This is a genomic window from Pseudomonas sp. RIT-PI-q, from assembly GCF_001297125.1.
In the GTDB taxonomy this organism is placed as follows: Bacteria; Pseudomonadota; Gammaproteobacteria; order Pseudomonadales; family Pseudomonadaceae; genus Aquipseudomonas.
Window position 1 is genome coordinate 569253 of record NZ_LHPC01000028.1, and the last position, 12961, is coordinate 582213.

8 protein-coding genes are annotated in these 12961 nt (G+C 60.9%); 2 read left to right on the top strand and 6 right to left on the bottom strand.

Translation table 11 applies throughout. The features are described from left to right. Positions 1 to 43: 43 nt before the first annotated feature. The gene (locus tag AEQ67_RS15145) at positions 44 to 1033 is read right to left on the bottom strand and encodes an alpha/beta fold hydrolase (RefSeq protein WP_059404628.1); all 990 of its coding nucleotides are present in this window, start codon (positions 1031 to 1033) and stop codon (positions 44 to 46) included. 197 nt (positions 1034 to 1230) lie between these two features. Next, on the bottom strand, positions 1231 to 3606 hold the full coding sequence (ppsA, locus tag AEQ67_RS15150; protein ID WP_059404629.1) for a phosphoenolpyruvate synthase: 2376 nt from the start codon (positions 3604 to 3606) through the stop codon (positions 1231 to 1233). Between the two features lie 174 nt (positions 3607 to 3780). On the opposite strand from ppsA, the gene ppsR reads away from it, so the two are divergent. Next, a complete protein-coding gene (gene ppsR / locus AEQ67_RS15155) occupies positions 3781 to 4599 on the top strand; it encodes a posphoenolpyruvate synthetase regulatory kinase/phosphorylase PpsR (protein ID WP_059404630.1) in 819 nt (272 codons plus the stop codon). A gap of 120 nt (positions 4600 to 4719) precedes the next feature. On the opposite strand, the gene AEQ67_RS15160 is transcribed toward ppsR, so the two are convergent. Next, on the bottom strand, positions 4720 to 6129 hold the full coding sequence (locus AEQ67_RS15160) for an aminotransferase-like domain-containing protein (protein ID WP_059404631.1): 1410 nt from the start codon (positions 6127 to 6129) through the stop codon (positions 4720 to 4722). Between the two features lie 92 nt (positions 6130 to 6221). On the opposite strand from AEQ67_RS15160, the gene AEQ67_RS15165 reads away from it, so the two are divergent. Next, complete coding sequence (locus tag AEQ67_RS15165; protein WP_059404632.1) at positions 6222 to 7154, top strand: DMT family transporter; 933 nt, start codon at positions 6222 to 6224, stop codon at positions 7152 to 7154. Positions 7155 to 7241: 87 nt separating this feature from the next. Here AEQ67_RS15165 and prpD read toward each other — a convergent pair whose 3' ends face one another. From prpD to acnD, 3 genes are all read right to left on the bottom strand, one after another. Continuing rightward, the gene (gene prpD / locus AEQ67_RS15170; RefSeq protein WP_059404633.1) at positions 7242 to 8726 is read right to left on the bottom strand and encodes a 2-methylcitrate dehydratase; all 1485 of its coding nucleotides are present in this window, start codon (positions 8724 to 8726) and stop codon (positions 7242 to 7244) included. Between the two features lie 278 nt (positions 8727 to 9004). Next, the gene (prpF, locus tag AEQ67_RS15175; RefSeq protein WP_059404634.1) at positions 9005 to 10195 is read right to left on the bottom strand and encodes a 2-methylaconitate cis-trans isomerase PrpF; all 1191 of its coding nucleotides are present in this window, start codon (positions 10193 to 10195) and stop codon (positions 9005 to 9007) included. Between the two features lie 56 nt (positions 10196 to 10251). Next, positions 10252 to 12849 carry a Fe/S-dependent 2-methylisocitrate dehydratase AcnD gene (gene acnD, locus AEQ67_RS15180; protein WP_059404635.1) on the bottom strand — a complete coding sequence of 866 codons (2598 nt, stop codon included), beginning with the start codon at positions 12847 to 12849 and terminating at the stop codon, positions 10252 to 10254. Positions 12850 to 12961 lie beyond the last annotated feature (112 nt).

Here is a 12961-nt window from a genome sequence, read left to right on the forward strand (position 1 = left end):
CGCAAGCCGATCAGAGCGAAATGCCCTTGTTAGAGCATCAGGCTCAAACTGCCGCGGCCAAATCCGGCTTCTCACCCAGTAACGGTGTTTGCTGATCCGCCAACCAGCGGGCCACCAACGGCCAGACTTCAGCCTGGGCGGCTTTGCTGACGAGCATTTCCACGTGACCGAAATTATCGCCAAAGCCCTGCTCGCGCCCCAGGTTGATAAATTGCTTGTGCTCGGAGCCGACCTGTTCGAACAACTTGCGACAGGCCCAGGCCGGGTCCTGATGATCGCCTGCTGCGCTCACGGCCAGCACGGGCAACTGAACATTCGCCAACCCGGCCCACCAGTCCTTGTCGGCATCGCCGAAGCGCCCAAACAGGCCGTACCAGCGCATGCTTTCCAGGGCCAGGCCAATCGGCTCGTCCTCCGGGCCACGCTTGAGCCGGGAACCGGACAGCTGGGCAAAACGCTTGAGAATGAAGCGTCCGCTCCACTCCACCGGTGGAATCTTCAACGGCCAGTAGGTGCGGCTGACCTGCGTGCCGAAAAACGCCGCAGAGGCCACGACCGGCTCGCCGATGTACTCACCGCCCAGTGCCGCCGCCAGAGTAATCCCGCCCAGTGAGTGACCAATCCAGTGCGGGACCTGGCCACTTTGCTCGCGCACGAACGCGCCAATGGCCGGCAGATCGTAGCGCGCATAGTCGGATACGCGGTTCTTGCGGTAGTCGTGGTTGCGCTGGGACAGGCCATGACCGCGCATTTCCGGAATCCACACGTCGAACCCCAGGCGAGTCAGGTAAGCGCCCAACCCCAGGCCTTTCGGGGAAAACCAGAAGCGTCGATTGGAAAAACTGCCGTGCAACAGGATCACCGGCACGCCACGCACGGACGATTCATCGGCCAGGCCGAGGCGGGTTACAGCCAGTTCGACGGTGCCGTCGGGGCTGTTGCCGGGGTTCAAACGATAGACGTCTTCGCTCAGATCGCCGCGCCGCTCGGCGCTGATCAGGGCGACAGGAAATAGGTTGCTGCTGCTTTGCATAATGCTCTTGCACAAAAAAGGGCGGCTTCCAGAGGAGCCCGCCCTGCTTGAATCTCTGAAAAGGCCACCCCTTGTAGGAGCGAGCTTGCTCGCGAAAAACTACAAGACACCACGGTTATCCAGGATAAACGCGTTATCGTTGTCGTCCATCGCGAGCGAGCTCGCTCCTACAAAAAGAGCGGCCCGTTCACACACTATCAAGCCGAGGCTTGACCTTCAGCCAGGAAGAACCAGGTTTCCAGTACGGAATCGGGGTTCAACGAAACGCTTTCGATGCCCTGCTCCATCAGCCACTTGGCCAGATCAGGGTGGTCCGAAGGGCCCTGACCGCAAATGCCGATGTACTTGCCAGCCTTGTTGCACGCGGCAATGGCGTTCGCCAGCAGCTTCTTGACCGCAGGGTTACGCTCGTCGAACAGGTGAGCGATGATCCCGGAGTCACGGTCCAGGCCCAGGGTCAACTGGGTCAGGTCGTTGGAGCCGATGGAAAAGCCATCGAAGAACTCGAGGAATTCTTCAGCAAGGATCGCGTTGGACGGCAGCTCGCACATCATGATGATGCGCAGGCCGTTTTCGCCACGCTTCAAGCCGTTTTCCGCCAACAGGTCGATGACCTGGCTCGCTTCGCCCAGGGTACGGACGAACGGCACCATGATTTCGACGTTGGTCAGGCCCATCTCGTTGCGCACGCGCTTGAGGGCACGGCACTCGAGTTCGAAGCAGTCGCGGAACGATTCGCTGATGTAACGCGAAGCGCCACGGAAGCCCAGCATCGGGTTTTCTTCTTCCGGCTCGTAGAGCTTGCCGCCGATCAGGTTCGCGTATTCGTTGGACTTGAAGTCCGACAGACGCACGATGACCTTTTTCGGGGTGAACGCAGCGGCCAGGGTGCTGATGCCTTCAACCAGCTTCTCGACGTAAAAACCGACCGGATCGTCGTAGCCGGCAATACGCTTGTCGACGCTGTCCTTGATGTCCTGCGGCAGCCCGGCGTAGTTCAGCAGCGCCTTGGGGTGCACGCCGATCATGCGGTTGATGATGAATTCCAGACGGGCCAGGCCCACACCAGCGTTCGGCAGTTGCGCGAAGTCGAAGGCGCGGTCCGGGTTGCCGACGTTCATCATGATCTTGAACGGCAGATCAGGCATGGCGTCGACGGAGTTTTTCTTGATGTCGAAGCCCAGTTCGCCTTCGAAGATGTAGCCGGTGTCGCCTTCAGCGCAGGAAACGGTCACGCCCTGGCCTTCTTGCAACAGCTGGGTGGCGTTGCCGCAACCGACCACGGCCGGGATGCCCAGCTCGCGAGCGATGATCGCCGCGTGGCAGGTACGACCGCCACGGTTGGTGACGATGGCGCTGGCGCGCTTCATGACCGGTTCCCAGTCCGGGTCGGTCATGTCGGAAACCAGCACGTCGCCCGGCTGGACTTTGTCCATCTCGGACACGTCCTTGATGATGCGGACCTTGCCGGCGCCGATGCGCTGGCCGATGGCGCGACCTTCAACCAGCACGGTGCCGGTTTCTTTCAACAGGTAACGTTCCATGACGTTGGCCTGGGTGCGGCTCTTCACGGTTTCAGGACGCGCCTGAACGATGTAGAGCTTGCCGTCGTCGCCGTCTTTGGCCCATTCGATGTCCATCGGGCACTTGTAGTGCTTCTCGATGATCATCGCTTGCTTGGCCAGTTCGCTGACTTCGGCGTCGCTCAGGCAGAAACGTGCGCGATCAGCCTTGTCGACGTCGATGGTCTTGACCGACTTACCGGCCGTGGCCACTTCGCCGTAGATCATCTTGATGGCTTTGCTGCCCAGGTTGCGACGCAGGATGGCCGGACGACCGGCTGCCAGCGTGCCTTTGTGGACGTAGAACTCATCCGGGTTCACCGCGCCTTGTACGACGGTTTCACCCAGGCCGTAGGCGCCGGTGATGAACACCACGTCACGGAAGCCCGATTCGGTATCGAGGGTGAACATCACGCCGGCGGTGCCGGTTTCGGAGCGGACCATGCGCTGCACACCGGCCGACAGGGCTACCAGCTTGTGGTCGAAGCCCTGGTGAACGCGGTAGGAAATGGCGCGGTCGTTAAACAGTGAAGCGAACACCTCTTTGGCGGCGCGAATAACGTTTTCGACGCCACGGATGTTCAGGAAAGTTTCCTGCTGACCGGCGAAGGAAGCGTCCGGCAGGTCTTCGGCGGTAGCGGAAGAGCGCACGGCCACGGCCATGTCAGGGTTGCCGGCCGACAGCGTGGCGAACGCGGTACGGATTTCGGCGTTGAGCTTCTCGGGGAACTCGGCTTCCATGATCCATTGACGGATCTGGGCGCCGGTCTTGGCGAGGGCATTGACATCGTCGACGTCCAGGGCGTCGAGGGCGGCGTGGATCTGATCGTTCAGGCCGCTCAGTTCCAGAAAATCACGATAAGCCTGAGCTGTCGTGGCGAAGCCACCGGGCACCGATACACCGGCACCTGCAAGGTTACTGATCATCTCGCCAAGGGATGCGTTCTTGCCCCCTACGTGCTCTACATCATGGACGCCGAGCTTATCGAGGGAAACTACGTACTCTACCAAGGTGATCTCTCCACTAACTGTGTTGGAAAAGCTCAGAAGCCGGCTGCTCGGGGGAGCGTTTGCCAGCTGTATGGCCTGGACCTGGAAAATAAGTGAGAATGCGGGCCACTGGCGGCCAGCAAATCGCGCCTACTATATCCAAGATTCGTCACTAGCTTAAGGCCCAAGGTGCAAATGAAACGATCTGCTTTCTTTATTTCCGACGGCACCGGCATCACAGCCGAAACCCTCGGCCAAAGCCTCTTGGCGCAGTTCGAGAACATTACCTTCAGCAAATTCACGCGTCCGTACATCGACAACGTGGATAAAGCGCGGGCCATGGTACAACAAATCAACAAAGCCGCCGAAAACGACGGCTTTCGGCCAATCATCTTCGACACCATCGTCAACCAGGACATTCGTGAGATCCTCGCAACGTCCAATGGTTTCATGATCGACATTTTCTCGACCTTCCTGGCGCCGCTTGAACAGGAACTGACCGAGCATTCTTCCTACACCGTCGGCAAGTCGCACTCGATTGGCAGCAACACCAATTACATGGAACGCATCGAGGCGGTGAACTTCGCCCTCGACAACGACGACGGCGCCCGCACGCACTATTACGACAAGGCCGACCTGATCCTGGTGGGCGTGTCGCGCTGCGGCAAAACCCCGACCTGCCTGTACATGGCCATGCAATTCGGCATCCGCGCGGCCAACTACCCGCTGACCGAAGACGACATGGAGCGCCTGCAACTGCCGAACGCCCTGCGCGCCCACCAGCACAAGCTGTTCGGCCTGACCATCGACCCGGACCGCCTCACCGCGATCCGCAACGAGCGCAAGCCCAACAGCCGCTATTCGAGTTATGCACAGTGCGAATTCGAAGTGCGCGAGGTGGAAAACCTGTTCCGCCGGGAGAACATCCCGAACATCAATTCCACGCATTTTTCGGTGGAAGAGATTTCGGCGAAGATTCTGGTGGAGAAAGGCGTGGAGCGGCGGGTCAAGTAGTTTTTTGGCGTCTGCCAGCCCGCCATCGCGGGCAAGCCCGCTCCCACAGGATTTCTGTCGTGCACAAATGTTGTGTCCGCTGAAGATCACTGTGGGAGCGGGCTTGCCCGCGATGAACGATTACACGGTCTCTGTTAATGCCCCCGCCAACGCTTCAAACCCTCGAAGCAATAGCTGATCATCCCCCGCCGAATTACAGACACTCGCCCTGATGAACTGCGGCACCGCGCCATGCCCGACCGCAAACATCTCGGCCGTGGCCACCAGGTAATTGTTTTCCTTCAGCTCCACGGCAATCTGCGACGCCCGCCACGGCTCTGGCACTTCGATCCAGAAATGCGGGCTGTCAGGATGGGTTTTGTACACCAACCCATCCAACAACCCGACCACCAGCGCCTTGCGCCGACTGATCTCAGCAATCTGCTGCCCCAGCAACAGCTCCGCCACACCGTTTTCTATCCACGAACTCGCCACTTCCAGCGTCAACGGGCTGGCCATCCAGCACGTCCCCCGCACTGCCGCACTCAAGCGTCCGATCAACGGTTGCGGCGCATGCAAATAGCCGACCCGCAGCCCCGCCGAAACCGCCTTGCTCAAGCTGCCAATCAACACCGAGCGCTCCGGGGCGAAATGGCTCAACGGCAACGGGCGCTGTCGAGCCAATACCGCGTGGGCCTCGTCCTCGAAGATCAGCAGATTATTCTGCCGGCAGACCTCAGCAATCGCCTCGCGCCGTGGGACTGACATCACCGCCGCCGTAGGATTCTGGATCGTCGGCGTGCAATACAGCGCTGAGACGCGATGGTGACGGCAAATCTCCTTAAGGGCGACGGGATCGAGTCCTTCGTCATCCATCGCCACGCCGATGAGTTTTATCCCCAGCAGGCGTGCGACGCTGATCAATCCTGGGTAGGTCAGGTGTTCGGTCACCACGGTGTCACCGGCCTTGAGCAACCCCATCAACGTGCACAGCAGCCCCTGCTGGCCGCCGTTCACGCAGACGATCTGCTCGGCACTCGGCACAACCGCCCCGTGCCGGAGCCAATGCGCGCCCGCCGCACGGTAGCGCGGCAGGCCGGCCTCGGCGGTGTAGCCGCCGAGGTGCTGCAACGCCTGGGGATCGAGGGCCAAGGCTTGCAGGCTCTGACTCAAGAAATGCGCTTCCTGCCCCGGAATCGGCTGGTTGCGGCTCATATCAAAAAACGGCTGCGGCTCATCGCTGACATTGCGAAAGCCAACGTCCCGCGGACGTTCCACCCCGCGCTGACGCCCATAAGTACCGTCCCCTACACGGGCGACCACCAATCCCACGCGCTCCAGTTCGCCATAGGCACGGCTGATGGTGCCAATGGTGCCGCCCAGGCTATCGGCCAACAGCCGATGCGGCGGCAATTTACTGCCGGGGTCTATCAGCCCTTCGGCAATGCCTTTTTCCACGGCGTCGGCCAGGCGTTTGTACTTCACACCTACGCCATTGGCGAGGCCGTCGCGCAGGATTGACACCATGGCAATACTTACTTTGACAGTCATTACAGCCCCGAATAGCGTGCTTGAAACAGGTTCAATCAGGGATAGACCTTTTGCCTGTGAAGGTCAATTCCGACGACAAAAGGAACTCAATTATGTCCATCGCTATCAGCGCCCCTTCAAGCATTCGCAAACCCTGGTTGACCGCGCTGATCACCAGCACGTTGTTTCTGATCGTGTGCCTGAGTTGGGGCACGACGTGGCTGGGGATAAAAATCGCCGTGGAAAGCGTGCCGCCGCTGACGGCTGCCGGCCTGCGGTTCCTGATCGCCTTCCCGTTGTTTCTTTGCTTCGCCCGGCTGCGTCGTGAACCGCTGCTGTTTCCACGGGAAAGCCGCTGGTTCTTTGTGTTCGTCACGCTGTCGTATTTCAGCCTGCCGTACTACTTGCTCAACTACGGCGAAATGCACGTTTCGTCCGGTCTGACGGCGCTGCTGTTCAGCTGCATGCCGGTGTTTATCCTGCTGTTTTCCGCGCTGTTTTTGCGGGAGAAAATCTACCCGTCGCAAGTGCTCGGCATTGCCATTGGCTTCGGCAGCCTGTTCATGATTATCCGCAGCCAAGGGCTGCATCTGGACCATGCCGAATTGTTCGGCGTGTTGGCGATTCTTTGTGCGGCGGTGATGCACGCGCTGTGTTACGTGGTGACCAAGAAACATGGCACGGCGATCAGCGTGATTACCTACAACACCCTGCCGATCGGCATCGCCGGGTTGATGCTGTTTGTCGCGGGTTTGAGTGTTGAAGCCCCAGTGTTCGCGGCCATCAGCTTACGCTCGTGGAGCGCCCTGCTCTATTTGGGGCTGGTGGCGTCAGTGGGTGGGTTTATCGTTTATTTTTTGCTGCTCAAACGCCTGAGCCCGATCATTTTGTCGTTTGTGTTCATTATTTTTCCGGTGTTCGCGGTGGTGATGGGTGCGTGGTACGAAGGGCAGGTCATTTCTCGAGAACTTGTGATCTATTCGACGGTATTGCTGACGGGTTTTGCCATCACCAAATTGCCCATCGAGAAATGGCTCAAAGGTTGAACACATTCCTGTAGGAGCCAGGCTTGCCGGCGAAGGCGCCCTCAAGAACGCCTTCGCCGGCAAGCCTGGCTCCTACAGGGATGGGGGTCAGATCACGAATAGATCGACAAAGCGGTTCACCGGCGTGGCTTCCAGCTTCGCCTGATCGGTGCACAACGCAAAAATCTCGGCGCTTCGCTGCGCCGTGAAGCGCGTCGCCAGATTCGCCTTGAACTTGTCCTCCAACAGCGGGATGCCATCGGTGCGGCGCCGGCGATGGCCGATCGGGTACTCCACCACCACGTTTTCGGTGCTGGAACCGTCCTTGAAAAACACCTGTATCGCATTGGCGATCGAACGCTTGTCGGCCTCCAGGTATTCGCGGGTGTAGCGCGGTTCTTCGACGATGACCATTTTCTCGCGCAGCACATCGATGATCGGGTGCGCCGCGTGGAAGTCGTCTTCGTACTGCTCGGCCACCAGATTGCCGAACGCCAACGGCACGGCGGTCATGTACTGAATGCAATGGTCGCGGTCCGCGGCGTTGGCCAACGGGCCGACCTTGGAAATGATGCGGATCGCCGATTCGTGGGTGGTGATGACGATCTTGTCGATTTCGTGCAGGCGATTGCGGACTTGCGGATGCAGGGTGACGGCGGCTTCGCAGGCGGTTTGCGCGTGGAACTCGGCGGGAAAGCTGATCTTGAACAGTACGTTCTCCATCACATAACTGCCGTACTTGCGGGAGAAGCTGAACGCGCGTTTATCGTCGGGTTTCAGCTCCAGATCATTGTTGGTGTGGCTGAACAGCACGTCGTAGAAGCCCCATTGTTTGGCAGTCAGCACGCCGGGAATGCCCATTTCACCGCGCATCGCGATGTCCGCCAGGCGCACGCCACGGCTCGACGCATCGCCTGCCGCCCAGGATTTTCGCGACCCGGCATTCGGCGCATGGCGGTAGGTGCGCAGCGCCTGGCCATCTGCAAACGCGTGGGACAACGCCGACAGCAGTTGCTCGCGATTGGCGCCCATGAGTTTGGCGGTGACGGCGGTCGAGGCGACTTTCACCAGAATGACGTGATCGAGGCCTACACGGTTGAAGGAATTTTCCAGCGCGATCACGCCCTGAATCTCGTGGGCCATGATCATCGCTTCGAGCACGGCGCGAACGGTCAGCGGCGCCTCGCCATTGGCCAGGCGTTTTTGCGACAGGTGATCGGCCACCGCGAGAATCCCCCCGAGGTTATCGGACGGATGGCCCCACTCGGCCGCGAGCCAGGTGTCGTTGTAATCGAGCCAGCGCACGATGCAGCCGATGTCCCAGGCCGCTTTGACCGGGTCGAGACGGAAGCTGGTGCCCGGCACCCGGGCGCCAAAAGGTACGACGGTGCCTTCGACGATAGGGCCCAGGTGTTTGGTGCATTCGGGAAAGCGCAGGGCCAGCAGGCCGCAGCCCAACGTGTCCATCAGGCAGTTACGGGCGGTGTCCAACGCTTCTTGGGATTCGATGTTGAAGGTGAGGACGTAGTCAGCGATGTCCTGCAGGACCGTGTCGTAGTCGGGGCGGTTGTTCAGGTCGACGTTGGCGCTCATGTTCGATTCACTCGGTCGGTGGTTCGTTGATGGGACCTCGGTTCAGGGGCGATCTTGGTTGGTTACACCGTTCTTATTTTGGTAATGCAACCCTCTGTAGGAGCTGGCTTGCCAGCGAAGAGGCTGTCACATCCAACATCATCGTTGCCGGTCGGCCGCTTTCGCTGGCAAGCCAGCTCCTACAGGGGTTGTATCGTCAGAAGGGGTCACATCCAACATTATTGTTGCCTGTGACACCGGCTTCGCTGGCAAGCCAGCTCCTACAAGGTGTGTGTCAGTTAGAAGGAATCACCCGGCACGCGGACGAAGCCTTCCATCAACACTCGTGCACTGCGGCTCATGATGGCTTTGTTCACGGTCCATTCACCGTTGACCTGGCTGGCCTCGGCCCCCACACGCAAGGTGCCGGACGGATGGCCGAAGCGCACGGCGTTGCGTTCGATGCCGCCCGCCGCGAGGTTGACCAACGTGCCGGAGATTGCTGCCGCAGTGCCAATCGCCACGGCTGCCGTGCCCATCATCGCGTGGTGCAACTTGCCCATGGACAACGCACGCACCAGCAGATCGACATCGCCCGCCGCAATCGCCTTGCCGCTGGACGCCACGTAATCCGCAGGCTTGGCCACAAACGCCACTTTGGGCGTGTGTTGACGCTTGGCCGCTTCGTCCAGGTCCTTGATCAGGCCCATACGCAACGCACCGTAGGCGCGGATGGTCTCGAACATCAGCAGCGCTTTCGGGTCGCCGTTGATCGCGCCTTGCAGCTCGGTGCCGGTGTAGCCGATGTCTTCGGCGTTGACGAAGATGGTCGGGATGCCGGCGTTGATCATGGTCGCCTTGAAGGTGCCGACGCCGGGCACTTCCAGGTCATCCACGAGGTTGCCGGTGGGGAACATCGAACCGCCGCCGCCCTCTTCTTCCGCCGCCGGGTCCATGAATTCGACCTGCACTTCGGCGGCCGGGAAGGTCACGCCGTCGAGTTCGAAATCGCCGGTTTCCTGCACCTCACCATTGGTGATCGGCACGTGGGCGATGATGGTCTTGCCGATGTTGGCCTGCCACACGCGCACCACAGCCACGCCGTTCTGCGGAATGCGGCTGGCGTCCACCAGGCCATTGCTGATGGCGAACGAACCGACCGCTGCCGACAGGTTGCCGCAGTTGCCACTCCAGTCGACGAAAGGCTTGTCGATGGACACCTGACCGAACAGGTAGTCGACGTCGTGATCGGCCTTGATGCTTTTCGACAGGATCACGGTTTTGCTGGTGCTGGACGTCGCGCCGCCCATGCCGTCGATTTGCTTGTCGTACGGGTCGGGGCTGCCGATCACGCGCAGCAACAAGGCATCGCGGGCCGGGCCAGGAATCTGTGCCGCTTCGGGCAGGTCTTGCAGGCTGAAGAACACGCCTTTACTGGTGCCGCCACGCATGTAGGTGGCAGGGATCTTGATCTGAGGTGCGTGAGCCATGTTGTTCCCTATAAGCAGACGCGGGACCTGAAGTCCCGCACCCGCACTGCGTGTGGTTAGACAGCGACCGCCGATTCTTCGAGGAAGTCCTGAGCGAAGCGTTGCAGTACGCCACCAGCCTCGTAGATCGACACTTCTTCGGCGGTGTCGAGGCGGCAGGTCACCGGCACTTCGACGCGTTCGCCGTTCTTGCGATTGATCACCAGCGTCAGTTCGGCGCGCGGTGTGCGCTCACCGATCACGTCGTAGGTTTCGCTGCCGTCGATGGCCAGGGTGTGACGGTCGGTGCCCGGTTTGAATTCCAGCGGCAACACGCCCATGCCCACCAGGTTGGTGCGGTGAATGCGCTCGAAGCCTTCGGCCGCGATCGCTTCAACACCGGCCAGACGCACGCCCTTCGCCGCCCAGTCGCGGGACGAGCCCTGACCGTAGTCGGCGCCGGCAATGATGATCAGCGGCTGCTTGCGCTCCATGTAGGTTTCGATGGCTTCCCACATGCGCATCACTTTGCCTTCCGGCTCGACGCGGGCCAGCGAACCCTGCTTGACCTTGCCGTTTTCCTGAACCATTTCATTGAACAGTTTCGGGTTGGCGAAGGTCGCGCGTTGTGCGGTCAAGTGATCGCCACGGTGCGTGGCGTAAGAGTTGAAGTCCTCTTCCGGCAAGCCCATTTTCGCCAGGTATTCGCCGGCGGCGCTGTCGAGCATGATCGCGTTCGATGGCGACAAGTGATCGGTGGTGATGTTGTCCGGCAGCACGGCCAACGGGCGCATGCCCTTGAGCGGACGCGCGCCGGCCAGTGCGCCTTCCCAGTACGGCGGACGGCGGATGTAGGTGCTCATTTCGCGCCAGTCGTACAGCGGCGTGACTTTCGGGCCGGTGTCTTCGTGGATGGCGAACATCGGGATGTAGACCTGACGGAACTGCTCCGGTTTGACCGAGGCTTTCACCACCGCGTCGATTTCTTCGTCGCTCGGCCAGATGTCTTTCAGGCGGATTTCCTTGCCCTCGGCGTCGAGGCCCAGCACGTCCTTTTCGATGTCGAAACGGATGGTCCCGGCGATGGCGTAAGCCACCACCAAAGGTGGCGAGGCGAGGAACGCGTTCTTCGCATACGGGTGGATTCGCCCGTCGAAGTTGCGGTTGCCGGACAGTACGGCGGTGGCGTACAGGTCGCGGTCGATGATCTCTTGCTGGATCACCGGGTCCAGTGCGCCGGACATGCCGTTGCAGGTGGTGCAAGCGAAGGCCACGACGCCGAAGCCGAGCTGTTCCAGCTCATCGGTCAGGCCCGCTTCATCGAGGTACAACGCGACGGTTTTCGAACCCGGCGCCAGGGACGATTTGACCCACGGTTTGCGAGTCAGCCCGAGCTTGTTGGCATTGCGCGCCAGCAGGCCGGCGGCGATGACGTTGCGCGGGTTGCTGGTGTTGGTGCAGCTGGTGATGGCGGCGATGATCACCGCGCCGTCCGGCATCTGGCCCGGCACGGCGTCCCACTGACCAGAGAGGCCTTGCGCGGCGAGATCGGAGGTGGCGACGCGGGCGTGCGGGTTGCTCGGGCCGGCCATGTTGCGTACTACCGAGGACAGGTTGAAGGTCAACCCGCGCTCGTATCGTGCGTTCTTCAAGCTGTCAGCCCAGAGGCCGGTGTGCTTGGCGTAGGTCTCGACCAACTGCACTTGCTCGTCTTCACGGCCGGTGAGTTTGAGGTAGTCAATGGTCTGCTGGTCGATGTAGAACATCGCCGCCGTGGCGCCGTATTCCGGGGCCATGTTTGAGATGGTCGCGCGGTCGCCGAGGGTCAGCTTCGATGCGCCCTCACCGAAGAATTCCAGCCATGCACCGACGACTTTTTGCTGACGCAGGAACTCGGTCAACGCCAGCACCATGTCGGTGGCGGTGATGCCCGGTTGCAGCTTGCCGGTCAGTTCAACACCAACGCTTTCCGGCAGGCGCATCCACGACGCGCGGCCAAGCATCACGCTTTCCGCTTCCAGGCCACCGACGCCGATGGCGATCACGCCCAAGGCATCGACGTGCGGGGTGTGGCTGTCGGTGCCGACGCAGGTATCAGGGAAGGCAACGCCGTCACGCACCTGGATCACCGGAGACATTTTCTCCAGGTTGATCTGGTGCATGATCCCGTTGCCCGGTGGGATCACGTCGACGTTCTTGAACGCCTTCTTGGTCCAGTTGATGAAGTGGAAACGGTCTTCGTTGCGACGGTCTTCGATGGCGCGGTTCTTCTCGAACGCCTCCGGATCGAAACCACCGCGCTCGACGGCCAGGGAGTGGTCGACGATCAGTTGCGTCGGCACCACCGGGTTGACTTGCGCCGGGTCGCCACCTTGCAGAGCGATGGCGTCACGCAGGCCGGCGAGGTCGACCAGTGCGGTCTGGCCGAGAATGTCGTGGCACACCACCCGCGCCGGGAACCACGGGAAGTCGAGGTCGCGTTTGCGCTCGATGAATTGCTTGAGGGATTCGGTCAGCGTGGCCGGGTCGCAGCGACGCACCAGGTTTTCCGCCAGCACGCGGGAGGTGTACGGCAGAGTGTCGTAGGCGCCGGGCTGGATGGCTTCGACAGCCGCACGGACGTCAAAGTAATCCAGATGGCTGCCGGGCAGCGGTTTGCGGAATTCAGTGTTCATCGTCAGGACTCGGTCACGGTAGTTTCAAAAGGTGGGGCCTGGCACAGGGTTCGAAGTCAACACACCCCCTGTGGGAGCGGGCTTGCCCGCGATTGCGGTGGGTCAGGCGACA

Bases quoted from the DNA above. Each gene is read 5' to 3' on its own strand.
- AEQ67_RS15145 (WP_059404628.1), bottom strand. From the start codon at position 1,033: ATGCAAAGCAGCAGCAACCTATTTCCTGTCGCCCTGATCAGCGCCGAG.
- ppsR (WP_059404630.1), top strand. From the start codon at position 3,781: ATGAAACGATCTGCTTTCTTTATTTCCGACGGCACCGGCATCACAGCC.
- AEQ67_RS15160 (WP_059404631.1), bottom strand. From the start codon at position 6,129: ATGACTGTCAAAGTAAGTATTGCCATGGTGTCAATCCTGCGCGACGGC.
- AEQ67_RS15165 (WP_059404632.1), top strand. From the start codon at position 6,222: ATGTCCATCGCTATCAGCGCCCCTTCAAGCATTCGCAAACCCTGGTTG.
- prpD (WP_059404633.1), bottom strand. From the start codon at position 8,726: ATGAGCGCCAACGTCGACCTGAACAACCGCCCCGACTACGACACGGTC.
- prpF (WP_059404634.1), bottom strand. From the start codon at position 10,195: ATGGCTCACGCACCTCAGATCAAGATCCCTGCCACCTACATGCGTGGC.
- acnD (WP_059404635.1), bottom strand. From the start codon at position 12,849: ATGAACACTGAATTCCGCAAACCGCTGCCCGGCAGCCATCTGGATTAC.